Source organism: Halomonas eurihalina (assembly GCF_008274785.1).
Classification (GTDB): Bacteria; Pseudomonadota; Gammaproteobacteria; order Pseudomonadales; family Halomonadaceae; genus Halomonas; species Halomonas eurihalina.
This window is the reverse complement of the sequence record NZ_VTPU01000016.1, coordinates 68,604-89,535: the sequence shown is the minus strand read 5'-3', so window position 1 is coordinate 89,535 and position 20,932 is coordinate 68,604. Positions and strand designations below refer to the sequence as shown.

The 20,932-nt window shown below is 62.2% G+C and carries 22 protein-coding genes and 1 tRNA gene; 18 read left to right on the top strand and 5 right to left on the bottom strand.

Features of this window, described 5'->3' with window-relative positions:
• A tRNA-Val gene (locus FZZ93_RS14920) sits at positions 1–77 on the top strand.
• A 74-nt stretch (positions 78–151) separates the two neighbouring features.
• Here FZZ93_RS14920 and FZZ93_RS14915 read toward each other — a convergent pair.
• The 4 genes from FZZ93_RS14915 to FZZ93_RS14900 form a co-directional block, all read right to left on the bottom strand.
• Positions 152–604, bottom strand: a complete 453-nt coding sequence (locus FZZ93_RS14915; RefSeq protein WP_149323101.1) for a GAF domain-containing protein — start codon at positions 602–604, stop codon at positions 152–154.
• Positions 605–709: 105 nt separating this feature from the next.
• A complete protein-coding gene (locus FZZ93_RS14910; protein WP_149323100.1) occupies positions 710–1,498 on the bottom strand; it encodes a MetQ/NlpA family ABC transporter substrate-binding protein in 789 nt (262 codons plus the stop codon).
• 100 nt (positions 1,499–1,598) lie between these two features.
• Positions 1,599–2,252, bottom strand: a complete 654-nt coding sequence (locus FZZ93_RS14905) for a methionine ABC transporter permease (RefSeq protein ID WP_149323099.1) — start codon at positions 2,250–2,252, stop codon at positions 1,599–1,601.
• Positions 2,233–3,291 (bottom strand): methionine ABC transporter ATP-binding protein, encoded by a 1,059-nt coding sequence (locus tag FZZ93_RS14900; protein WP_149323098.1) that lies wholly within the window; start codon positions 3,289–3,291, stop codon positions 2,233–2,235. The genes FZZ93_RS14905 and FZZ93_RS14900 overlap by 20 nt, the downstream gene beginning before the upstream one ends.
• 442 nt (positions 3,292–3,733) lie before the next feature.
• On the opposite strand from FZZ93_RS14900, the gene FZZ93_RS14895 reads away from it, so the two are divergent.
• The 14 genes from FZZ93_RS14895 (at position 3,734) to FZZ93_RS14830 (ending at position 18,048) form a co-directional block, all read left to right on the top strand.
• A complete protein-coding gene (locus FZZ93_RS14895; protein ID WP_149323097.1) occupies positions 3,734–4,363 on the top strand; it encodes a riboflavin synthase subunit alpha in 630 nt (209 codons plus the stop codon).
• Between the two features lie 178 nt (positions 4,364–4,541).
• Positions 4,542–5,846, top strand: a complete 1,305-nt coding sequence (locus FZZ93_RS14890) for an NCS2 family permease (RefSeq protein WP_149323096.1) — start codon at positions 4,542–4,544, stop codon at positions 5,844–5,846.
• Between the two features lie 22 nt (positions 5,847–5,868).
• Complete coding sequence (locus tag FZZ93_RS14885; protein WP_013332750.1) at positions 5,869–6,414, top strand: adenine phosphoribosyltransferase; 546 nt, start codon at positions 5,869–5,871, stop codon at positions 6,412–6,414.
• A 7-nt stretch (positions 6,415–6,421) separates the two neighbouring features.
• Positions 6,422–6,901 (top strand): xanthine phosphoribosyltransferase, encoded by a 480-nt coding sequence (gene gpt / locus FZZ93_RS14880; RefSeq protein WP_149323095.1) that lies wholly within the window; start codon positions 6,422–6,424, stop codon positions 6,899–6,901.
• A gap of 3 nt (positions 6,902–6,904) precedes the next feature.
• Positions 6,905–7,588: a uracil-DNA glycosylase gene (gene ung, locus FZZ93_RS14875; protein ID WP_149323094.1), complete on the top strand. Its 684-nt coding sequence runs from the start codon at positions 6,905–6,907 to the stop codon at positions 7,586–7,588.
• A gap of 303 nt (positions 7,589–7,891) precedes the next feature.
• Positions 7,892–8,521: a uracil phosphoribosyltransferase gene (gene upp / locus FZZ93_RS14870; RefSeq protein ID WP_149323093.1), complete on the top strand. Its 630-nt coding sequence runs from the start codon at positions 7,892–7,894 to the stop codon at positions 8,519–8,521.
• Positions 8,522–8,880: 359 nt separating this feature from the next.
• Positions 8,881–9,969 carry an ABC transporter ATP-binding protein gene (locus FZZ93_RS14865; protein ID WP_149323092.1) on the top strand — a complete coding sequence of 363 codons (1,089 nt, stop codon included), beginning with the start codon at positions 8,881–8,883 and terminating at the stop codon, positions 9,967–9,969.
• 2 nt (positions 9,970–9,971) lie between these two features.
• Positions 9,972–11,069, top strand: a complete 1,098-nt coding sequence (locus FZZ93_RS14860) for an ABC transporter ATP-binding protein (RefSeq protein ID WP_149323091.1) — start codon at positions 9,972–9,974, stop codon at positions 11,067–11,069.
• Positions 11,066–11,947, top strand: a complete 882-nt coding sequence (locus FZZ93_RS14855; RefSeq protein ID WP_013332744.1) for a carbohydrate ABC transporter permease — start codon at positions 11,066–11,068, stop codon at positions 11,945–11,947. The genes FZZ93_RS14860 and FZZ93_RS14855 overlap by 4 nt, the downstream gene beginning before the upstream one ends.
• Before the next feature lies 1 nt (position 11,948).
• Positions 11,949–12,842, top strand: a complete 894-nt coding sequence (locus tag FZZ93_RS14850; protein ID WP_149323090.1) for a carbohydrate ABC transporter permease — start codon at positions 11,949–11,951, stop codon at positions 12,840–12,842.
• 11 nt (positions 12,843–12,853) lie between these two features.
• Positions 12,854–13,126 carry a DUF2160 domain-containing protein gene (locus FZZ93_RS14845; protein WP_149323089.1) on the top strand — a complete coding sequence of 91 codons (273 nt, stop codon included), beginning with the start codon at positions 12,854–12,856 and terminating at the stop codon, positions 13,124–13,126.
• Positions 13,127–13,206: 80 nt separating this feature from the next.
• Positions 13,207–14,946, top strand: coding sequence for an ABC transporter substrate-binding protein (locus tag FZZ93_RS14840; protein ID WP_149323088.1), 1,740 nt, complete (start codon positions 13,207–13,209; stop codon positions 14,944–14,946).
• A gap of 124 nt (positions 14,947–15,070) precedes the next feature.
• Positions 15,071–16,702: a glycerol-3-phosphate dehydrogenase/oxidase gene (locus FZZ93_RS14835; RefSeq protein WP_149323087.1), complete on the top strand. Its 1,632-nt coding sequence runs from the start codon at positions 15,071–15,073 to the stop codon at positions 16,700–16,702.
• Between the two features lie 95 nt (positions 16,703–16,797).
• Positions 16,798–18,048, top strand: coding sequence for a uracil-xanthine permease family protein (locus FZZ93_RS14830; protein WP_149323086.1), 1,251 nt, complete (start codon positions 16,798–16,800; stop codon positions 18,046–18,048).
• A 35-nt stretch (positions 18,049–18,083) separates the two neighbouring features.
• On the opposite strand, the gene FZZ93_RS14825 is transcribed toward FZZ93_RS14830, so the two are convergent.
• Positions 18,084–18,686 (bottom strand): cupin domain-containing protein, encoded by a 603-nt coding sequence (locus FZZ93_RS14825; protein WP_149323085.1) that lies wholly within the window; start codon positions 18,684–18,686, stop codon positions 18,084–18,086.
• A 164-nt stretch (positions 18,687–18,850) separates the two neighbouring features.
• Between FZZ93_RS14825 and mobA the strand changes: the two genes are divergently transcribed.
• The 3 genes from mobA to moaC all read left to right on the top strand — a co-directional run bounded on the left by mobA (position 18,851) and on the right by moaC (position 20,930).
• On the top strand, positions 18,851–19,456 hold the full coding sequence (gene mobA / locus FZZ93_RS14820) for a molybdenum cofactor guanylyltransferase MobA (RefSeq protein ID WP_187774545.1): 606 nt from the start codon (positions 18,851–18,853) through the stop codon (positions 19,454–19,456).
• Positions 19,453–20,034, top strand: coding sequence for a molybdopterin-guanine dinucleotide biosynthesis protein B (gene mobB / locus FZZ93_RS14815; protein WP_149323083.1), 582 nt, complete (start codon positions 19,453–19,455; stop codon positions 20,032–20,034). The genes mobA and mobB overlap by 4 nt, the downstream gene beginning before the upstream one ends.
• 86 nt (positions 20,035–20,120) lie before the next feature.
• Positions 20,121–20,930, top strand: coding sequence for a cyclic pyranopterin monophosphate synthase MoaC (gene moaC, locus FZZ93_RS14810; RefSeq protein ID WP_149323082.1), 810 nt, complete (start codon positions 20,121–20,123; stop codon positions 20,928–20,930).
• Positions 20,931–20,932 lie beyond the last annotated feature (2 nt).

Sequence of the window (20,932 nt, the reverse complement as noted above, 5' to 3'; positions counted from 1 at the left end):
AGGACCATAGCTCAGTTGGTTAGAGCGCCACGTTGACATCGTGGAGGTCGGCGGTTCAAATCCGCCTGGTCCTACCAGATCCCGAAAGCCCCGTGACCTTACCGTCACGGGGCTTTTTCGTGTGCGTTTGTTCTTTGGGCTCGGGGCGAGATCAGAACGTCGTGCGCGCAATGAATACTTCGACCAGCGATTCGATGCCGGCCTGGTCGGCCTCGGAAAAGCGGCCGGGCTCGGGGCTGTCGAGATCCAGCACGCCCCACAGGTGCCCGTCGACGACGATGGGTACGACCAGTTCGGATTGGGAGGCGCTGTCGCAGGCGATGTGGTCGGCGATGGCGTGGACATCCTCGATGCGTTGGGTCTGACGGGTCCGCGCCGCCGCGCCGCAGACGCCTTTGTCGAAGGGGATGGGGTGGCAGGCCGGTTTGCCCTGGAAAGGGCCGAGGTGGAGCACGTCAGGCTGGTGTTGAAGGTAGAAGCCAGCCCAGTTGAGGCCGGGGACTTCCTGCATGAGCAAGGCGCAGGTCTGGGCGCTGTTGGTCAGCCAGTCGCGGGTGTCCAGCAGGGCGTCCAGTTGCCGGGCGAGAAGGGAGTAATCTGCCATGAGTTATCTTCCAACGCGAAGGGCCGGCAACAGCGGCCGGCCCCGAGGTTATTGATGCTGAGATTCTTGATGCTAAGGGTAATTCGGCGGCGTCTCCGCTTTCCCTCACTTCCAGCCGGGAACCGCCTGGGCGCCGAACAGTTCCTTGGCCTTGGCTTCTACTTCGTCGCTCTGGTAGGCATCGACCAGCTGCTGGATGCTTTCCTTGTCCTTGTCTTCGCTACGGATGGCGATGATGTTGACGTAGGGCGATTCAGCACCTTCCTTGAGCAGGGCGTCGTCCAGGGTCAGGCCGGCCGGCTGGGCGAAGGTGTTGTTGATGAAGGCCATGTCCACGTCGGGCAGTACGCGGGGCAGCTGGGCGGCCTCGATCTCGCGGAACTCGAAGTCATGTGGATTCTCGACCACATTCAGCGGCGTGGCTTCGAGGTTTTCCGGGTCGTCCAGCGTGATCAGCCCTTCGTTGTGCAGCAGGATCAGAGAGCGCCCCTCGTTGGACGGGTCATTGGGCAGAGCAATGGTCGCCCCGTCCGGCAGTTCCTCGATGCTGTCGTACTTCTCCGAGTAGGCGCCGATCGGATAGACGAAGGTGCGCCCGGCGATGGCGAAGTCGTAGCCACGGTCCTCGACCATCGACTGCATGTAGGGCTCATGCTGATAGGCGTTGGCGTCCAGGCTGCCGTCGGCCAGGGCGGCGTTGGGCGTCACATAGTCGGTGAATTCGGTGATCTCGACGTTCAGGCCGTACTCGCGTTCGGCAATGTCCGCTGCCACTTGCATCACTTCGGTTTCCGGCCCGGCGACGGTGCCGATCTTGAGGGTCTGTTCATCGGCGTTGGCTTGGCCGAAGGCCAGGACGGAGGCGGCCAGGCCGCCGATCAGGATGTTGCGCATGTGTGGTGTCTCCCTTCGCGGAAATCATGAGCTCATGGCTATATTATTGGAATAACCAGGCTGTGTGTAATTCTTTTTGGTTATCAATGCCCGTGGTACATCATTTGTGATCGCTCTTGCGCACCAGGTAGTCGCCGAGGCTCTGGAAACCCTGGACCATGATGACGAGGATCGCCACGGTGATCAGCATGATGGTGGGGTTGAAGCGATTGTAGCCATAGCGAATACCCAGGTCGCCCAGGCCGCCGCCACCCACTGCGCCGGCCATGGCAGAGTAGCTGACCAGGGTGACGATGGTCACGGTCAGCGCGGTGAAGATGCCGCCTCGGGCCTCGGGCAGCAGCACCTTGGTGATGATCTGCCAGGGCGTGGCGCCCATGGACTGGGCGGCCTCGACGAGCCCGGGGGATATCTCGTTCAGCGCGCCCTCCACCAGTCGGGCAATGAAGGGAATGGCGGCCAGGGTCAGGGGGACCACGGCCGCATTGGTACCGATCGACGAGCCAACCAGGGTGCGGGTGAACGGTATGATGGCCACCATCAGGATGATGAAGGGGATCGAACGGCCGATGTTGGTGATAATGCCCAGCACACCGTTGAGTACGGGCTGGGCGAGTATCTGGCGTGGCCGGGTGACGTAGAGCATCACGCCGAGTGGAACGCCGAGCGCCGCGGCGATCAGCCCGGATACTGCCACCATGTAGAGGGTATCCAGGGTGGCGTCGAGAATCAGGTTAATCATCGCGCTGGACATGGCCGAGCACCTCCACCTGTAGGTCGTGGTTTCGCAGATAGTCGAGGGCGCGGCGTGTATCGTGCGCGTCGCCCATCAGTTCGGCGATCATCAGTCCCAGGGTGCGGTCCTGGATCGATTCCACCTTGGCCTGAAGGATGCTGACATCGACGCCGCATTCCCGAGCCAGGCGCGAGACGAGCGGCGTCGAGACGGCATCGCCGGAGAACGCTAGCCGCACGACTGGGTGGCTGTGCTCGCCCGGCGTTTCCTCGAGACGCTCGATGAGCGCGGCGGGTGGCTCGAGCTCGAGGAAGTCGTTGAGAAAATCGCGCCCCAACTGGGTGGACGGCGAGGTGAAGAAGTCGCCGACATCGGCTTCTTCCACCAGCTCGCCGCCGGAAATCAGGCTGACCCGGTGACAGATCGACTTGACCACTTCCATCTCATGGGTGATCAGCAGGATCGTCAGGCCGAGCTTCTGGTTGATGTCGCGTAGCAGCTCGAGAATGGCGCCCGTGGTATGCGGATCCAGCGCTGAGGTCGCCTCGTCGCAGAGCAGGACCCGCGGACGGCTGGCCAGGGCGCGGGCGATGGCCACGCGCTGCTTTTGACCGCCAGAGAGTTGCGCGGGGTACTGGCGCGCCTTGTCGTCCAGGCCAACCAGCTCGAGCAGCGGTGTGATTCGTTCACGAATATCACCGCGCTTCATGCCCATGAGTTCCAGGGGCAGGGCGATGTTGTCGTAAACGGTGCGCGAGGTCAGCAGGTTGAAGTGCTGGAAGATCATGCCGATGCGATGGCGCGCATGGTTGAGTGCCTCGCCGGACAGCCCGGTGAGTTCCTGACCGTCAACGCTGACCGTGCCGGTGGTGGGGCGCTCGAGGAGGTTGACGCAACGGATCAGGGTCGATTTGCCGGCGCCGGACAGGCCGATCACGCCGTGGATCTGTCCCTGGGGCACATGCAGGTCGACCGCCTTGATGGCTTCGACAGCCTGGGCGTTGCGGCGCTTGCTCGTGGGGAAATACGTCTTGGAAACGTTCTGCAGTCGGATCATCTGAGCCACCGAAGGTGGCGCCGCAGGGTCGCGGAGCGGGCGGGCAGGTATGGGTGACCAAAAAAAGGCCACCCTGACGGGTGGCCATCAACGCTGGACACACCCTTTTAGCTGCATTTCACAACGCACCGGACATGCCGTTGCATCGTCGGCGCCCGCAATCCGGGTACAAATCGGCGCCTACGAAATGTAGCGCGAAATCCTAGGCGTCATACGGGTGTTTGTCAAACGCTTTGGGCGAGTCTGGCAGCGGCAGCGCTTTGATGCAGCAAAAAAGACTGCTGTCAGGGTATATGCAGTAATATTTACGGCTTTGTGGTGCCGTGTTGGTGTCGCATTGAAGAAGAGAATACACGGCGATGACATGGACGCTGGCCGGGCGGTTTTCATAGACTGGTCACTTTCCGCCGTTCGGCATTGGTTCAAGTAGTGGGGGTTCGTCATGTTCACGGGTATCGTTCAGGGGACCGCCGAAGTGGTGGCCATCGAGGAGGCAGAGGATTTTCGCACCCATGTGCTGCGTCTGCCGGAGGCGCTGCGGCAGGGGCTTGCCATCGGCGCCTCGGTGGCACACAACGGCGTTTGCCTGACGGTGACCTCCATCGAAGGGGAGCGAGTCGCCTTCGACCTGATGCGCGAGACGTTGAGGGTGACCAACCTGGGTGATCTCCAGCTCGGGGATCACGTCAACATCGAACGTGCGGCGCGCTTCGGCGACGAGATCGGCGGTCACGCCATGTCGGGTCACGTCATGGGGATGGCCGAATTGGTGGAAATCGAGGAGGCCCCCAACAACCGACGGCTCTGGTTCGCGCCGCCTGAGCGGCTTGCCCGCTTCCTGTTCGACAAGGGCTACATCGGCGTAGATGGAGCGAGCTTGACCATTGGCGAGGTGAGAGAAGGCGGTGTCGGGTATGGGACATGCTTCTGCGTGGACCTGATTCCCGAGACGCTGGCGCGCACCGTGCTTGGCGAGCGTGTGCCGGGGGATCGAGTCAATATCGAGATCGATCCCCAGACTCAGGCGATCGTCGAGACGGTCGAGCGGGTTTTGGCCGATCGGGATCGCTGAGCCGTTCTGCTTGCGTTGGTGGCCGGAGTGGCACTTTGCACCGGAAGCCGCTTACATAGGAAAAGTCATGTGCCGTGCCAGCCGGGCGGTGTCTCGCATCCTGAGGCGCCATCCGCTACCATGTGCGGCTTTTCTCGCCCCCCGGACGCACGACGTGCCCGCGTGAAGGACGCATCCCATGTTGAAACGCCTGATCGATAACCATTTCAAGCTTGCCGAACATGGTACCAATGTAAGGACCGAGGTGATCGCCGGTATCACCACCTTCCTGACCATGGCCTACATCATCTTCGTCAATCCGAGCATCCTTTCGGAGTCGGGGATGGATTATGGTGCGGTATTCGTGGCGACCTGCGTGGCCTCGGCCATCGGGTGTCTGGTCATGGGGCTATGGGCCAACTATCCGATCGCCCTGGCGCCGGGGATGGGGCTCAACGCCTTTTTCACCTATGGCGTGGTGATGGGCATGGGCTACAGTTGGGAAGCGGCCCTGGGGGCGGTGTTCCTGTCTGGTTTCACCTTCTTTCTGCTCAGCATCTTTCGCATTCGTGAGTGGATCATCAACTCGATTCCAATGTCGCTGCGACTGGGTATCGCCGCCGGTATCGGCCTGTTCCTGGCGATGATCGCCCTGCAGAACGCTGGCATCGTGGTGGCTAATGACGCCACCTATGTGGCACTTGGCGACCTGACCGAGCCCTCGGCACTCTATGCCTTGCTCGGCTTTTTCGTGATCACGGCGCTGGCGTACCTGCGGGTGACGGGGGCGGTGATGATCGGCATTCTCGGCGTGACCATCCTGGCTATCCTGCTGGGCCACAACGAGTTTGGCGGGGTGATGTCCATGCCGCCCTCCATCGCTCCGACCCTGATGCAAATGGATATCGCCGGCGCGCTGGACGTGGCGATGCTCAGCGTGGTCTTCGCCTTCTTGTTCGTCGACCTTTTCGATACCTCCGGTACCCTGGTCGGGGTGGCGCACCGTGGGGGGCTGCTCGACGAGGATGGCAAGTTGCCGCGCATCGGCCGCGCCATGATGGCCGACAGCAGTGCTTCCATGGCCGGCGCGGCGCTCGGGACCTCCACCACAACCAGCTATATCGAATCCACGGCCGGCATCGCCTCGGGCGGGCGTACCGGCCTCACCGCCGTGGTGGTGGGTGCACTCTTCCTGGTCAGCCTGTTCTTCTCGCCGCTGGCCGGGTCGATTCCCGCTTACGCCACGGCCGGCGCACTGCTCTATGTGGCGGTGCTGATGGCTGGCAGCCTGGCCCACGCCGACTGGGACGACGCCACCGAGGCGGCGCCGGTACTGATCGCCGCGTTGGCCATGCCTCTGACCTTCTCGATTGCCGAGGGCATTGCACTTGGCTTCATCAGCTATGCGGCCATCAAGGCGCTTTCAGGGCGTTTCAGGGATCTGAACCCTGCCGTGGTGGTGCTGGCGCTGGTCTTTGCCGCCAAGTTCCTGTTCCTCGATTGACACTTACCGACTGAGATTCGTGATGAGCATCTACGGCGACTATATCAAGTCCGTGATCCGTACCGTTCCCGACTGGCCCCAGCCTGGGGTCAACTTCCGCGATATCACACCGCTGCTGCAGAATAGCGCGGCGTTTCGCAAGCTGATTGACAGCTTTGTGCATCGCTATCAGGAGATGGACCTCGATGCCATCGCCGCCATCGATGCCCGTGGGTTCATCGTCGGTGCGCCGCTGGCCTACGAGTTGGGTTGCAGTTTCGTGCCGGTACGCAAGAAGGGTAAGCTGCCGTTCAAGACCATCAGCGAGACCTATACGCTGGAGTACGGCGAAGCCGAGGTGGAGCTGCATTCCGATGCCTTCCGCGAAGGGGATCGTATCCTCGTGGTGGACGACCTGATCGCCACCGGTGGCACTATGCTGGCCGCGGCCAAGCTGATCACCCGCAGTGGAGGCTTGGTGGTCGAAACATCAACGATCGTCGACCTGCCGGACCTGGGCGGCGCCCAGCGCATCCGCGATGCCGGTTACGGCGTCTTCGCGGTCTGCTCCTTTACCGAGGACGAGTGAACCGGTCATGAGTACTCATCGCTATCATCAGCATTTCACTGTTTCCTGGGATCAGTTGCACCGGGATGTGCGCGAACTTTGCCACCAGCTCGTCGAGCGTGACTTCAAGGGCATCATCGCCATCACTCGGGGTGGCCTGATCCCTGCCGCCCTGATCGCCCGCGAGCTCAATGTGCGCTTGATCGATACGGTCTGCATCAAGAGTTACGACCATATGGAGCAGGGCGGCCTGGAGGTCATGAAGGGCGTCGAGCATGATGGAGAGGGCTGGCTGCTGGTCGATGACCTGGTCGATACCGGCAAGACCGCGCGGCGGGTCAGCGAAATGCTGCCCAAGGCACATTTCGTGACGATCTACGCCAAGCCCGAAGGGCGTCCCCTGGTGGATCAGTACCTGACCGAGGTCGCCCAGGATTGCTGGATCCAGTTTCCCTGGGACATGGGCGTGGCCTATGTCGAACCCCTGGCTGATCAGATCAAGCGGTGAGCTATGAGTATTCCGCTGCCCGATAGCTGGCAACAATGGTTGGGCGCCGAGTTTCAGGCGCCCTACATGCAGGCATTGAGAGACTTCCTGGCCGGCGAGAAAGCCGCTCGCAAGGTCATCTACCCGCATTCGTCGGACTGGTTCCGTGCCTTCGAGTTGACGCCGCTGGAAGAAGTGCGGGTGGTCATTCTTGGTCAGGATCCTTATCACGGACCGAATCAGGCGCATGGCCTGTGCTTCTCGGTGCGGCCCGGCGTGCAGGTGCCTCCCTCGCTGGTCAATATCTACAAGGAACTGGCGGCCGATGTCGGGTGTCAGCCGGTCAATCACGGCTTTCTGGAAAGCTGGGCGCGTCAGGGGGTTCTACTGCTGAACACCTCGTTGACGGTGGAGCAGGGCAATGCCGGTTCACACCGAGGCCAGGGCTGGGAGGCCTTCACCGACCGCGCCATCGCCACGGTCAACGAGCATGCCGGCCCTACGGTGTTCCTGCTTTGGGGCAGTCACGCCCGCAAGAAGAAGGCCCTAGTGGACACCAATCGCCACCTGGTGCTCGAATCGCCTCATCCCTCGCCGTTGTCGGCCCATCGCGGCTTCTTCGGTAACCGGCATTTCTCGCGGGCCAATGCCTTTCTTGCCGAGCAGGGGCGCACGCCTATTGATTGGCAATTGCCCCAGCAACCATAGGCGCTGCCCGAAAAGTGCCTGCGCTCGGTTATACGACGTTGAAAATCCACTCAAAATGCTCATTTACTCTCTGTAAACTCCGCGTTTTCGCAGATTTTCGCCTTGTCTAACCTTCGCTCGCCGACTTTTCAGACGGCGCCTGAGCCGGCTTTTTGGCCAGGTAGCCCAGCCTCTGGGTCCGGCTGGGAGCGGCCTCCAACTTAACCTCAACGCGGGATGCGGGTAGAATGGCGCGCAATTTGCGCATGCCCCATGCGACAAAGGTCGCCATCGATCCCATCGCCGCCGAAGAGGTTCCCTCCCATGAGTGTTCACGCCATTCAACATCCCCTTGTCCAGCACAAGCTGGGGCTGATGCGCGAAGCTGGCATCAGTACCAAGAGCTTCCGTGAGCTGGCCGGCGAGGTGGCCAAGCTGCTCACCTACGAGGCGACCCAGGATCTCGAGCTGGAATCGCAGGACATCCCGGGCTGGAGCGGTGAGCCGATCGCCGTCAATCAGCTCAAGGGCAAGAAGGTCACCATCGTGCCGATCCTGCGTGCCGGTCTCGGCATGCTGGAAGGGGTGACGGATCTGATTCCCAGCGCCAGGGTCAGCGTGGTGGGGCTCTACCGCGACGAAGAGACGCTGCAGCCGGTACCGTACTTCTCGAAGTTCGTCGGTGATCTGGATGAGCGCATGGCCATCGTCATCGACCCGATGCTGGCCACCGGCGGTTCCATGGTCGCGACCCTGGACATGCTGCGTGACCGGGGCTGCAAGCACATGAAGGTGATCGTGCTGGTGGCGGCACCGGAGGGCATCGAGCGCGTGCAGCGCGACTATCCCGATATCGAAATCTACACTGCCTCGGTGGACGACCATCTCGACGAGAACGGCTACATCGTGCCGGGGTTGGGGGATGCGGGCGACAAGATCTTCGGCACGCGCTGATGACGCGGTGCTGACAGGACTTTTTGCCGGGAAAGCCCGCTTCATTCCGTTGGGCTTCGAAGGGAGTGCTAAAGAGGCCGTTCTGAACGGCCTCTTTTTTTGTGTTCGAATTCGAAAAAATGGACCGCATAGTGGATCGGCTTGCCTGGCAGTGTGCGGTGCTTTTATGTGTAGACAAAAGTCTTAATATTTAAAAAATAATTTGTGAAACAATGTATTAGGTGAGTTTTTCGGTGTTTTTCAGTCACTGGGAAGCTGTTTTCGCGAAACTACATTTGTGTCCGAAATCGAATCTCGGCTAACGTGGCGGTACACGCCTGCCAAGCGTGATCGCATAACAAAGAACAGCCGAGATCCGTATGTCATTGATCCTAGAAAGCATCGATCGGGTGGTCGGTGGCGAGACGCATATCGCCGACATGAACCTGACCCTCGAACCCGGATCGTTCAACGTCCTGCTGGGCCGGACACTGGCCGGCAAGACCTCGCTGATGCGGCTGATGGCAGGACTCGATACGCCGACCCGCGGTCGAATCCTGATGGATGGCCGGGACGTGACCGGCCGCTCCGTGCGCCATCGCAATGTGTCGATGGTCTATCAGCAGTTCATCAACTACCCAAGCCTGACCGTCTACGACAACATCGCCTCGCCGCTGAAGCTGGCCAAGGTAGAGCGCGCCGAGATCGATCGCCGGGTACGCAGCATCGCCGAGATGCTGCACATCGAACACCTGCTGGATCGTCAGCCGCTGGAACTTTCCGGTGGTCAGCAGCAGCGCACCGCCATGGGCCGGGCCCTGGTGAAAGACGCCGATGTCGTGCTTTTCGACGAGCCGCTGGTCAATCTCGATTACAAGCTGCGTGAATCCTTGCGGGATGAATTGCGCAGCCTGTTCAGCGAGCGCAACTGCATCGCCGTCTATGCCACCACCGAGCCTGCCGAGGCACTGGCGCTGGGCGGTAATACCGCCGTGCTGCACGAAGGGCGCCTGCTCCAGTATGGCCGTACCGAGGAGGTCTATCACCGCCCTCGGGACATCCTGAGTGCCGAAATGTTCTCCGAGCCGCCCATCAACATCATCGACGGTGCCATCGATGGTACCTCGGTGTCCTTCGGCGATGGCAACTCCTTCCCGGCCACCGCCGGCTTTGAAGCGTTGGCTGCCGGTGACTATCGGTTCGGCGTGCGGGCATCCCACCTGTCGCTCGTACGGCAGTCCGAGCATGACATCGCCATGGATATGATCGTCGATCTGGCGGAGATCAGTGGTTCCGAAACTTTCCTTCACGTGCGCAATGATCGACTTTCCATGACGGCGCACCTGACCGGCGTGCATCGCTTTGAGGTCGACGATCCGGTGACGCTCTATTTTCCCGCCCATCGTGCCTATGCCTTCGATGCGCGGGGCGACGTGAAACACATACCGGCGCACCTGGGAGGCGTTTGACGATGGCAGAGATCACTCTGAAGGGGTTGGCGCACTCTTATGTGGCGGCACCGGGCGGAGCCGAGGACTATGCCATTCGTGAGATGGATCACGTCTGGCAGCAGGGCGGCGCCTATGCGTTGCTCGGCCCTTCGGGCTGCGGCAAGTCGACGCTGCTCAATATCATCTCGGGCCTGCTGTCTCCCTCCCGCGGCGAGGTGCTGTTCGATGGCCAGACGGTCAACGACCTGCCTCCCGAGGCGCGCAACATTGCCCAGGTTTTCCAGTTCCCGGTCGTCTACGACACCATGACGGTCCGTGACAATCTCGCCTTTCCGCTGCGCAATGTCGGCGCACCGGAGGCGCATGTCGCCGAGCGGGTGAAGGAGGTGGCCGAGGTCCTCGAGCTGACCGACCAACTTGGCCGCAAGGCCAAGAACCTCACCGCCGACGAGAAGCAGAAGGTGTCCATGGGGCGCGGCCTGGTGCGCGATGACGTCTCGGCGATCCTGTTCGATGAACCCCTGACCGTCATCGATCCGCAGCTCAAGTGGAAATTGCGGCGCAAGCTCAAGGAGATCCACAAGCGCTTCGCCATCACCATGGTCTATGTCACGCACGATCAGCTGGAGGCGTCGACCTTCGCCGACAAGATCGCGGTGATGTACGAAGGGCAGGTGGTGCAGTTCGGTACGCCAAGCGAGCTGTTCGAAACCCCCAACCACACCTTCGTCGGTTATTTCATCGGCAGCCCCGGCATGAACTTTCTCGATGTGGCCGTGCGTGACGGGCGCGTCATGGCCGGAGAAATTCCCTTGCCGGTCAGCGAGGCATTGTGCGCTGCGGTGGCCGAGGCGGGGACGACCAACGTCAAGCTGGGTATCCGTCCCGAATTCGTGGAGGTGCACGACGCTCCGGTGGAGGGAGGCATGCAGGCCAGGGTGGAGCACATCCAGGACCTGGGCACCTACTCCATCATCGATCTGCGGCTCGGCGATATGTCGCTCAAGGCGCGTATCGATGAGGACCAGCCGCCGCCCGCCGAGATTGCCTACCTGCGCTTCCCCGGCGAGCGCGTCGGTCTATACGTCGATGAATTTCGCGTGGAGGTTCAAGCATGAACAAGGTCTACAACAACCGGGCCTGGTGGCTGATCCTGCCGATGCTGCTGCTGGTGGCCTTCTCGGCGATCATCCCGCTGATGACAGTAGTGAACTATTCGGTACAGGACGTCTTCGATGCCCAGACCCGCTATTTCACCGGCACGGAATGGTTCGTGCAGATGCTCAACGACCCGGTGCTGCAGTCCGCGCTGCTGCGCCAGTTCGCGTTTTCGCTGACCATCCTGGCCATCGAGGTGCCGCTCGGTATCGGCATCGCCTTGTTGATGCCCAAGCGGGGCTGGAGAGCGTCGGCGGTGCTGATCCTGGTGACCCTGCCGCTGCTGATTCCCTGGAACGTGGTGGGCAGCATCTGGCAGCTCTTCACGCGCGGCGACATCGGGCTGATGGGCTGGAGTCTGCGTGAGCTCGGCTACGGCTACAACATCACCAGCAGTCCACTGGATGCCTGGGTGACCATCATCATCATGGATGTCTGGCACTGGACGCCGTTGATCGCGCTGTTGTGCTACAGCGGCCTGCGGGCGATTCCCGAGGCCTACTATCAGGCGGCGCGGATCGACCGGGCCTCGCGCTGGTCAGTGTTTCGCTACATCCAGTTGCCCAAGCTGACCAATGTGCTGGTGATCGGCATCCTGCTGCGGTTCATGCATTCCTTCATGATCTACGCCGAGCCTTTCGTGCTCACCGGCGGTGGCCCCGGCAGCTCGACCACCTTTCTCAGCCAGTCGCTGGCGATCATGGCCACCGGCCAGTTCGATGTCGGACCCTCGGCGGCCTTCTCGCTGATCTACTTCCTGATCATCTTGCTGGTCAGTTGGGTCTTCTACACCGCAATCATGAACATGCAGAAAGACAAACAGAGTGGGGAGGCCTGAGATGAGCGATTCCATGCCCACGACGCCGGACGCTGTGCGCACACAGGCTGCCGCAGCCGATGCCCGGCGCCGCCGCAAGGCGCGCCCCCAGACGCGACGCTGGCGTCGCGGCCTGCTGATGGCCGCCTACATCGTCTTCGTGTTGCTGCCGATCTATTGGCTGCTGAATCTGTCCTTTCAGACCAACAACGAGATTCTCGGCGAGCTGACGCTCTGGCCGCAGAATTTCACGCTCGGCAACTACGCCAATATCTTCAGTGATGCCAACTGGTACATGGGCTATGTGAATTCCATCGCCTATGTGCTGATGAACATGGCTATCAGCATGGTGGTGGCATTGCCCGCCGCCTATGCGTTTAGCCGTTATAAGTTCATCGGCGACAAGCATCTGTTCTTCTGGCTGCTGACCAACATGATGGCGCCACCGGCGGTCTTTCTGCTGCCGTATTTCCAGCTCTACTACACCGTGGGGCTGTTCGATACCCATGTCGCTGTGGCGCTGGCGCATTGCCTGTTCAATATCCCGTTGGCGGTCTGGATTCTCGAAGGCTTCATGAGCGGGGTGCCCAAGGAAATCGACGAAACCGCCTTCATCGACGGTTACAGCTTCCCGCGTTTTTTCGTGCGAATCTTCTTGCCGATGATTCGTTCGGGGATCGGCGTGACCCTGTTCTTCCTGTTCATGTTTTCGTGGGTTGAGCTGCTTCTGGCTCGAACTCTGACCTCGACGGAAGCCCAGCCGATCGCCTCGGTGATGACTCGAACGTCCACGGCCTCGGGCATTGATTGGGGAACGCTTTCCGCTGCCGGTGTGCTGACCATCGTGCCGGGCATCCTGGTGGTCTACTTCGTGCGCAACCATATTGCCAAGGGCTTTGCCCTGGGCCGTACCTGAAGGAGGACATCATGGAATGGATGGTCTGGACTTTGCCCACGGCGCTGTTCTTTATCGTCATCGCGGTCATGCTGACGGGCATGACCGTCTGGGAGGTCGTTTCACCGACGGTGGAGCGCCGAGGGTTTCTGCCGATCGCCACGACGCGCGGTGATCGCTTCTTCATCTCGCTGCTCAGCGCCGCCTATATCCATTTGATCATCATTGGTTTCACCCCGCTAAGCATCTGGGCCGCCCTGGGGATCTCGGTGCTCTGGATGCTGATACTGATGCGTTGGGGATGACTGGAAAGGAAACGGAGAGGAATAAAAAGGGAACACGGAAACGTGATCAAGGACGATTCAACCACCAAGAAGAGGTCAATATGAAAGCGACAAGAACGCGACTCTCTCTACTGGCCGCCGGGGTCTTCCTGGCCAGCGGCCACCTGCACGCCGCCGACGGGGACACCAGCGCGACGATCGAGCGCCTGGTGGACGAGGTCTTTCAGAATTCGACGCTCAGCCGCGAAGAACAGATCGCCGAGCTGGAGTGGTTCGCCAAGGCGGCCGAACCCTTCCGTGGCATGGAAATCAACACCGTGGCCGAAGGCCTGACCACGCATACTTATGAACGCGATGTGCTGGCCAAGGCCTTCCGCGAGCTGACCGGCATCGAACTCACTCACAACATCATCGGCGAGGGCGATGTCGTCCAGAATATGCAGACCCAGATGCAGTCGGGTCGCAATATCTACGACGGCTACGTCAACGATTCCGACGCTATCGGCACCCATATTCGTTATGGCACCACCGTCAATCTGACCGAGGCGATGGCCAACGAATGGAAGGATTACACACTGCCGACCCTGGATCTCGATGACTTCCTCGGCATCCAGTACACCACCGGGCCGGACGGCAACCTGTATCAGTTGCCCGACCAGCAGTTTGCCAACCTCTACTGGTTCCGTTACGACTGGTTCCAGCGCGAGGATCTCCAGAAGCAGTTCCGCGACATCTATGGCTACGACCTGGGGGTACCGGTCAACTGGACAGCCTATGAAGACATCGCCGAGTTCTTCAGCGAGCATGTCGGTGAGCTCGATGGCGAGAAAGTCTATGGCCATATGGACTACGGTCGTCGCGACCCGTCGCTGGGCTGGCGTTTCCACGACTCCTGGCTCTCCATGGCCGGCATGGGCAGTCCCGGTGTGCCGTTCGGCAATCCGGTCGACGACTGGGGCATTCGCGTCGACGAACAGAGTCGCCCGGTGGGGGCCAGCGTAAGTCGTGGCGGGGCGACCAATTCGCCGGCCTCGGTGTTCGCAGTGACCAAGATGGTCGACTGGCTGCGCGACTATGCGCCGCCCGAGGCCCAGGGCATGACCTTCGGCGAGGCGGGGCCGGTGCCGGCGCAGGGCAACATCGCCCAGCAGATCTTCTGGTACACCGCTTTCACTGCCGACATGACCGATCCGGATGTGGCCGTGACCGATGATGAGGGCAATCCCAAGTGGCGCATGGCGCCGTCGCCGACCGGCCCATACTGGGAAGAGGGCATGAAGGTCGGCTACCAGGACGTGGGGGCCTGGACCTTCTTTGATTCCACCCCCGAGGATCGTCGTACCGCAGCCTGGCTGTTCGCCCAGTTCACGGTCTCCAAGACGGTGTCGCTGGAGAAGCTGATGGCCGGCCTGACGCCGATTCGCGAGTCGGACATCTTCTCCGATCAGATGACCGAAATGGCGCCGAAACTGGGCGGTCTGGTGGAGTTCTATCGCAGCCCCAACGAGTCCATGTGGACGCCATCTTCCACCAACGTGCCCGATTACCCGCGCATGGCGCCGCTGTGGTGGCAGAATCTGTCGCCCGCGGTCAGCGGCGATATCTCGCCTCAGGAAGCGCTCGACAATCTGGCCGGCGACCTCGACAACATCATGCTGCGCCTGGCGCGGGCCAAGGTGTTCTCGACCTTCGAGCCCAAGCTCAATGACGAGCGTGACCCCGAGTACTGGCTCTCCCAGCCTGGCGCGCCCAAGCCCAAGCTGGACGATGAGATGCCGCAAGGGAAGACGGTTCCCTATGACGAGATGATGGAGGAGTGGGTGGCCGCCGGTACACGCTGATTGAATCCCGCCGAGGCCTGCTGCCTCGGCAAACTCTGAAACCAGGCAGTGTGACCGGTTGCCTGAACGGGAAGACCCCGCTCGGCGATGCCGGGTGGGGTCTTTGTCTTTCAAGGGGCCTGATATGCAACTTCGTGATGACAATCTACGCCGACTGGACGAGCAGGTCTTCGATGTCCTGATCGTCGGCGGCGGCATCAATGGTGCCTCGGCGGCCGCGGCGCTCAGCGGCAAGGGCGTCGATGTGGCGCTGATCGATCGCGGCGATTTCGCTGGCGGCACCAGCATGCACTCCTCCAACCTGGTATGGGGAGGCATCAAGTACATGGAAAGCGGGGAGTTTTCCCTGGTGCGCAAGCTCTGCAAGAGCCGCAATCATCTGCTCAAGAATTATCCCTCCGCGGTGCGCGAGATCCGCTTTCTGACGACCATCGAACGGGGCTTTCGTCACCATCCCCTGGTGCCCTGGTTCGGCACCTGGCTCTATTGGCTGATGGGAAGCGGTTTCACGCGCCTGCCGCATTATCTGCGCCCCGCGGCTCTCAAGGCCCGCGAGCCGGTCATCGAGACCGGGAACGCGCTGGGAGGGTTCGAGTATTCCGACGCCTATCTGCACGACAACGATGCGCGTTTCGTCTTCAATTTTGTGCGCAGCGCCCTGGATTACGGGGCCGTGGCCGCCAATTATGTCGAGTCGCTGGGCGCTCGGCGAGAGGGCGATCTCTGGGTCATCCAGGTGCGCGATCGCATCGCGGGCACGACCTTCGAGGTGCGTTCCCGGGTCCTGATCAATGCGGCCGGCCCGTGGGTCGATGAGCACAACCGGCTGACACATCAGGCCACCGAGCATCGCCACGTCTTTTCCAAGGGCATCCACCTGATCGTGCCCCGGCTGACCGAGAGTCGGCGGATCCTGGCCTTCTTCGACGATGATGGCCGGTTGTTCTTCGTCATTCCCATGGGGCCCCGCACCTGCATCGGGACGACCGATACCCGGGTTGACGGCCCTGAGGTCGAGGTCACCGACGAGGATATGAGCTTCGTGCTCGACAACATCAACAAGCGGCTGGCGCTGACGACGCCGCTGAACGAGCAGGATGTCATTGCCACCCGTTGCGGTGTTCGGCCGCTGGCCGTCAAGCCGAATGGGGGAGGCGACCGCGACTTTCTCAATCTGTCGCGCAAGCATGCCATCGACGTTGATGAGCCAGGGCGGCACCTGAGTATCTTCGGCGGAAAGCTCACCGATTGCCTGAATGTCGGCGAGGAAGTCGTGGCGACGGTGCAGCGGCTGGGCGTCGAGGTGGCGTATCCCGACTATCGCTGGTACGGCGAGCCGCCGGCCTCGGTTCGCGAGGCTTTCCTGCATCGGGCGCGCCTGATGGCGCTCGACGAGCGTACCGACGAACAGGCCATCGAACCCTTGAGTACACGCCTGTGGCGACGCTATGGCCTGAAGGCCATGGACCTGCTCGAGGCGATTCATCGAGACCCGCGCCAGGGCGAGCGACTCATCGAGGGAGCCGACTATCTGCGTTGCGAGTTCGAGTTGATTCGACGGCGTGAAATGGTCACGCGCCTCGAGGACTTCCTGAGACGGCGTTCCAAGGTGGAGCAGGTGGTGCCCCGAGCCATGCTGCGCGACTCGCCGGGCCTCGAGGAAGCCTGCACGATCCTGTTCGGCGAGGCGGCACAGCAGCGATTGGAGGAGTACTGGTCGGTCGAGGCGGGGGAGATCGAGGCCGACTCCGTCTAAATTTGCGCTGCCCCGGCAGGCTGCGCTTTTAACGTTCGGGGTTGTTAGAATGCCGCGCGTTTGCTTTCTCCCGCCCATGCCAGGAGCCTCTTCCGATGACCGACGACACGACGGCCTCGGCCATGCCGACCGATACTCCGCTGCGCACCTTGCTGGTGGGCGCCCAGATGCTTTTCGTGGCCTTTGGCGCCCTGGTACTGGTGCCGCTGCTCACTGGCCTGGACCCGAATGTGGCGTTGTTCACCGCCGGTGTCGGCACCTTGCTCTTTCATTCCGTCACGGGTGTCAGCGTGCCGGTGTTTCTGGCCTCGTCCTTTGCCTTCATCGCGCCGATCCAGAGTTCGGTGAAAAGCTTCGGCATTTCCGCCACCCTGGGCGGCTTGTTGGCGGCCGGCCTGGTCTATGTCTTGATTTCCCAACTAGTGAGGCTCAAGGGCACCGCCTGGCTGCATCGGCTGCTTCCGCCGGTGGTGGTCGGGCCGGTGATCATGGTCATCGGCCTGGCGCTGGCGCCGGTGGCGGTCGACATGGCGACCGGCCAGACCAGTGAGACCATCGGCTACGGGCGTGCCATCACCCTGTCCATGGCGAGCCTGCTGGTGACCCTGGTGCTGGCGGTCTTCGGCCGTGGCCTGATCCGCTTGGTACCGATCATGGGCGGCATCGTGACCGGCTATGTACTGTCGATGGTGATGGGCGTGGTGGATTTCACGCCGGTCCACGAGGCGTCCTGGTTGGCGCTGCCCGAGTTCACGGCGCCGACCTTCCATTGGGCAGCGGTGCTGTTCATGATTCCGGTGGCCATCGCACCGGCGGTGGAACACATCGGCGACATGATTGCCATTGGATCGGTAACGCGCCGCCACTACCTCGAAAAGCCGGGCCTGCATCGCACTCTGCTGGGCGACGGCCTGGCGACCTGCGCGGCGGCGTTGTTCGGGGGGCCGCCCAACACCACCTATTCCGAGGTGACCGGCGCCGTCACTCTGACGCGAGCCTTCAATCCGCGCATCATGCTGGTCACCGCGGCCATCGCCATCGTGCTGTCCTTTCTCGGCAAGCTGGGGGCCTTGCTACAGACCATTCCGGCGCCGGTGATGGGCGGCATCATGACGCTGTTGTTCGGTTCCATCGCCGTGGTGGGCATGAATACCCTGGTGCGAGCGGGCAGCGCCTTGACCGCCTCGCGCAACCTGGTGGTGGTGTCGCTGATTCTGGTATTCGGCATCGGCGGCATGCAGTTTGGCGATGGCCAGTTCACCCTGCAGGGCGTCAGTCTCGCGGCGTTGGTCGGCATTGGGCTTAATTGGCTGTTGCCGCCCGAGCCCTCTGAAGAAGGACGCTGAAAGAGCTGAGGAAAAGGGCCGAGAGAACGGTGGGCTCAGCCCTCGGTGCCACTTTGCCCGTGATGCAGCACTTCGCCGCCATCCGAGAAGGAGGGCGGTGTGTTGGCGCTGACGATCATGCATTCGGTGTCGCCCGCATTGCGGAAGCGGTGGGGAAGCCGGGAGTCGAAGTAGTAGGCATCGCCGGCCGAGAGAACCGCGACCTCGCCGTTGACCGTGATTTCGATGTGGCCGGAGATGACCACGCCGCCTTCTTCGCCGTCGTGCTCGAGCATGTCCTCGCCGCTGTCGGCGCCGGGCGGGTAGCGCTCATGCAGCACCGACATGCGTCGGTCGGGGCGGCGTGCCGCCACCAAGCGCCACGACAGTACGCCATCGCCGATCTCGGTGAGTTCCTCGGCCTTGTAGAAGGGGCGCGGGTGGCTGGGCTCTTCCCCGGCGAAGAAGGCAGTGATCGAGACCGGCAAGGCGTCGAGTATTTTCTTCAGCGAGCTGACCGAGGGACTGACGCTGTTCTGCTCGATCAACGAGATGGTGCTGTTGGTGACCTGGGCGCGCTTGGCGAGTTCGCGCTGCGAGAGCTGTCGTTCCTGTCGGAGCTGGCGCAAACGTGCCCCGACGTCGAATCCTTCTTCCATCCTGTGTCCCGTGAGCGGCGTTGCCGCCATCCTGCATTGTGGAAAATTCTTGACGCATGATACCCGCTCGGGCGCCTTCGGGTCACCATCGAGGCCTGGAGCCATGGCACCGAGTCGCTGGGTAAGGCATCATGACCAGAGTATTACCCAACGCAGGAGACGTCATGATTCGTCGCGACGACCTGACCGGCCTGGTACTGGCCGGTGGTCGGGGTAGCCGCATGAAGGGGCGCGACAAGGGGCTCGAACCCTTTCTCGGTCGCCCCTTGGTGACCCATGCCGGCGACGTGCTGCGTGACCACGTGAGCGAGCTGCTGATTACTGCCAATCGGCATCATGAGGCCTATGCCCCGTTGGCCGATCGAGTCGTCGAGGATATCGAGCCCGGCTATCAGGGACCGCTGATGGGCCTCTACAGTGGTCTGCGTGCCGCCCATACGTCCTGGTTGGTGGTCGTGCCGTGCGATGCGCCGGCATTGCCGCGCACGCTCGTTGCCCGTCTGGTCGCGGCCATCGGCGAGGCCGACATTGCCGTGGCCCATGACGGGCTTCGCGCCCATCCGGTGGTGGCCTTGGTGCGTGTTGCCCTGGCCGACGATCTGGCGCGTTGCCTGGCCGAGGGCGTGCGCAAGGTCGAAACCTGGCAGGCCCGGCATGAGCGCGTCTGGGCCGATGTTTCCGACTGCCCCGAGGCTTTCGCCAATCTCAATACCGATGCCGAGCGGCAGCGTCTGGCACGTGAACTCGGCAAGGAGGCGGCATCGCCATGACCGATCTAGTGCCCATGACACTGGCATTGCCCGAAACGCCTGCCTTGCTGGGAATCGCCGCCTGGAGTGGAACGGGCAAGACGACTTTGCTCGAGCAATTACTGCCCGCCTTGCGGCAGCGCGGCCTGCGGGTGGCGGTGATCAAGCATGCCCATCACGACTTCGATGTCGATCAGCCCGGCAAGGATAGCCACCGCCTACGTCAGGCCGGGGCGACGCCGATGCTGGTGGCCTCCCGGGCGCGGATCGCGATGATGCTGGAGACCCCGGATCGAGAGGAAGCGGATCTGGCGCAACTGATCGAGATGGTGCGCCCGCAGGCGCCGGATCTGATCCTGGTGGAGGGCTTCAAGGCCTGGCCACTGCCCAAGCTGGAACTGTACCGGAGCGAACTGGGCAAGCCGCCGCGCGCCGCGCAGGACCCCTGGATCAAGGCCGTGGCCGCCAAGGGAGGCGCTCAGCCCCCGGCCGGTGTCGAGCGGCTGGATCTTGACGACCTCGGTGCTCTGGTTGACTGGGTGGCGGCTTGGCCGGCGCGCTGGCCGTCCGAACGTGCGCCACGGGCCGGGGAGGCATGACGTTATCCTGCTGCGAAGTCATCGACGAGGCCATCAAATAGGTGGCCACCCAATCTCTACCGTGACTGTCATGAGGCATTGAATCCATGACCTTGACCCATCTCAACGCGCGCGGCGAGGCCCGCATGGTCGATGTGGCCGACAAGCCCGAGAGTCGCCGGGAGGCCAGTGCCTCCGGCTTCATCCATATGCGGCAGGCGACATTGCAATTGCTGGCCGAGGGCAGTCTGCCCAAGGGCGATGTCCTGGCCACGGCGCGTATCGCTGCCATTCAGGCCGCCAAGCGAACCCATGAGCTGATTCCCCTGTGTCATGCGCTGCCCTTGTCCAAGGTCGAGGTCGATTTCCGGCTCGACGAGGCCACAGGAGGGGTGCATGTCACCGCGCGCTGCCGGCTGAACGGCCGTACAGGCGTCGAGATGGAAGCGCTGACGGCGGTTTCCGTGGCCTGCCTGACGCTCTACGATATGTGCAAGGCGGTGGACAAGGACATGGAAATCGGCGCCATCCGCCTGGACGAGAAAAGTGGCGGCGTCTCTGGCGATTATCGTCGTGCAGCCCCGGCCGAGCCTTCGCCCATCGTCACGGGCGAGGGGGCCAGCGGTGAAGTGTCCCTGGGCGTGCGCTGCGACCTCGGCGAGCCCTGCGTGCGCGTCAAGTGTCTGGCGGAGCTTCGCGAGCGTCTCGGTGTCGGAGAAGTAGCGGTGCCCTTCGAGCGACTCGAGAGCGCCGACATCAACGGCCTCAAGACGGTGCTGAAAGAGATGGATGCACGCTTCGCCGGACTCGACGAGGGCCGTGTGCTGTGTGCCGTCAACCAGGTCATGGCGGGAGGCGTCACGCCGCTGACCGCCGATGACGAAGTGGCCTTCTTTCCCCCGGTGACCGGAGGCTGAGC

What these genes read in the sequence shown, in the direction of transcription:
- FZZ93_RS14915 (WP_149323101.1), bottom strand. Translation starts at nt 604, where the DNA reads ATGGCAGATTACTCCCTTCTCGCCCGGCAACTGGACGCCCTGCTGGAC.
- FZZ93_RS14910 (WP_149323100.1), bottom strand. Translation starts at nt 1,498, where the DNA reads ATGCGCAACATCCTGATCGGCGGCCTGGCCGCCTCCGTCCTGGCCTTC.
- FZZ93_RS14905 (WP_149323099.1), bottom strand. Translation starts at nt 2,252, where the DNA reads ATGTCCAGCGCGATGATTAACCTGATTCTCGACGCCACCCTGGATACC.
- FZZ93_RS14900 (WP_149323098.1), bottom strand. Translation starts at nt 3,291, where the DNA reads ATGATCCGACTGCAGAACGTTTCCAAGACGTATTTCCCCACGAGCAAG.
- FZZ93_RS14895 (WP_149323097.1), top strand. Translation starts at nt 3,734, where the DNA reads ATGTTCACGGGTATCGTTCAGGGGACCGCCGAAGTGGTGGCCATCGAG.
- FZZ93_RS14890 (WP_149323096.1), top strand. Translation starts at nt 4,542, where the DNA reads ATGTTGAAACGCCTGATCGATAACCATTTCAAGCTTGCCGAACATGGT.
- FZZ93_RS14885 (WP_013332750.1), top strand. Translation starts at nt 5,869, where the DNA reads ATGAGCATCTACGGCGACTATATCAAGTCCGTGATCCGTACCGTTCCC.
- gpt (WP_149323095.1), top strand. Translation starts at nt 6,422, where the DNA reads ATGAGTACTCATCGCTATCATCAGCATTTCACTGTTTCCTGGGATCAG.
- ung (WP_149323094.1), top strand. Translation starts at nt 6,905, where the DNA reads ATGAGTATTCCGCTGCCCGATAGCTGGCAACAATGGTTGGGCGCCGAG.
- upp (WP_149323093.1), top strand. Translation starts at nt 7,892, where the DNA reads ATGAGTGTTCACGCCATTCAACATCCCCTTGTCCAGCACAAGCTGGGG.
- FZZ93_RS14865 (WP_149323092.1), top strand. Translation starts at nt 8,881, where the DNA reads ATGTCATTGATCCTAGAAAGCATCGATCGGGTGGTCGGTGGCGAGACG.
- FZZ93_RS14860 (WP_149323091.1), top strand. Translation starts at nt 9,972, where the DNA reads ATGGCAGAGATCACTCTGAAGGGGTTGGCGCACTCTTATGTGGCGGCA.
- FZZ93_RS14855 (WP_013332744.1), top strand. Translation starts at nt 11,066, where the DNA reads ATGAACAAGGTCTACAACAACCGGGCCTGGTGGCTGATCCTGCCGATG.
- FZZ93_RS14850 (WP_149323090.1), top strand. Translation starts at nt 11,949, where the DNA reads ATGAGCGATTCCATGCCCACGACGCCGGACGCTGTGCGCACACAGGCT.
- FZZ93_RS14845 (WP_149323089.1), top strand. Translation starts at nt 12,854, where the DNA reads ATGGAATGGATGGTCTGGACTTTGCCCACGGCGCTGTTCTTTATCGTC.
- FZZ93_RS14840 (WP_149323088.1), top strand. Translation starts at nt 13,207, where the DNA reads ATGAAAGCGACAAGAACGCGACTCTCTCTACTGGCCGCCGGGGTCTTC.
- FZZ93_RS14835 (WP_149323087.1), top strand. Translation starts at nt 15,071, where the DNA reads ATGCAACTTCGTGATGACAATCTACGCCGACTGGACGAGCAGGTCTTC.
- FZZ93_RS14830 (WP_149323086.1), top strand. Translation starts at nt 16,798, where the DNA reads ATGACCGACGACACGACGGCCTCGGCCATGCCGACCGATACTCCGCTG.
- FZZ93_RS14825 (WP_149323085.1), bottom strand. Translation starts at nt 18,686, where the DNA reads ATGGAAGAAGGATTCGACGTCGGGGCACGTTTGCGCCAGCTCCGACAG.
- mobA (WP_187774545.1), top strand. Translation starts at nt 18,851, where the DNA reads ATGATTCGTCGCGACGACCTGACCGGCCTGGTACTGGCCGGTGGTCGG.
- mobB (WP_149323083.1), top strand. Translation starts at nt 19,453, where the DNA reads ATGACCGATCTAGTGCCCATGACACTGGCATTGCCCGAAACGCCTGCC.
- moaC (WP_149323082.1), top strand. Translation starts at nt 20,121, where the DNA reads ATGACCTTGACCCATCTCAACGCGCGCGGCGAGGCCCGCATGGTCGAT.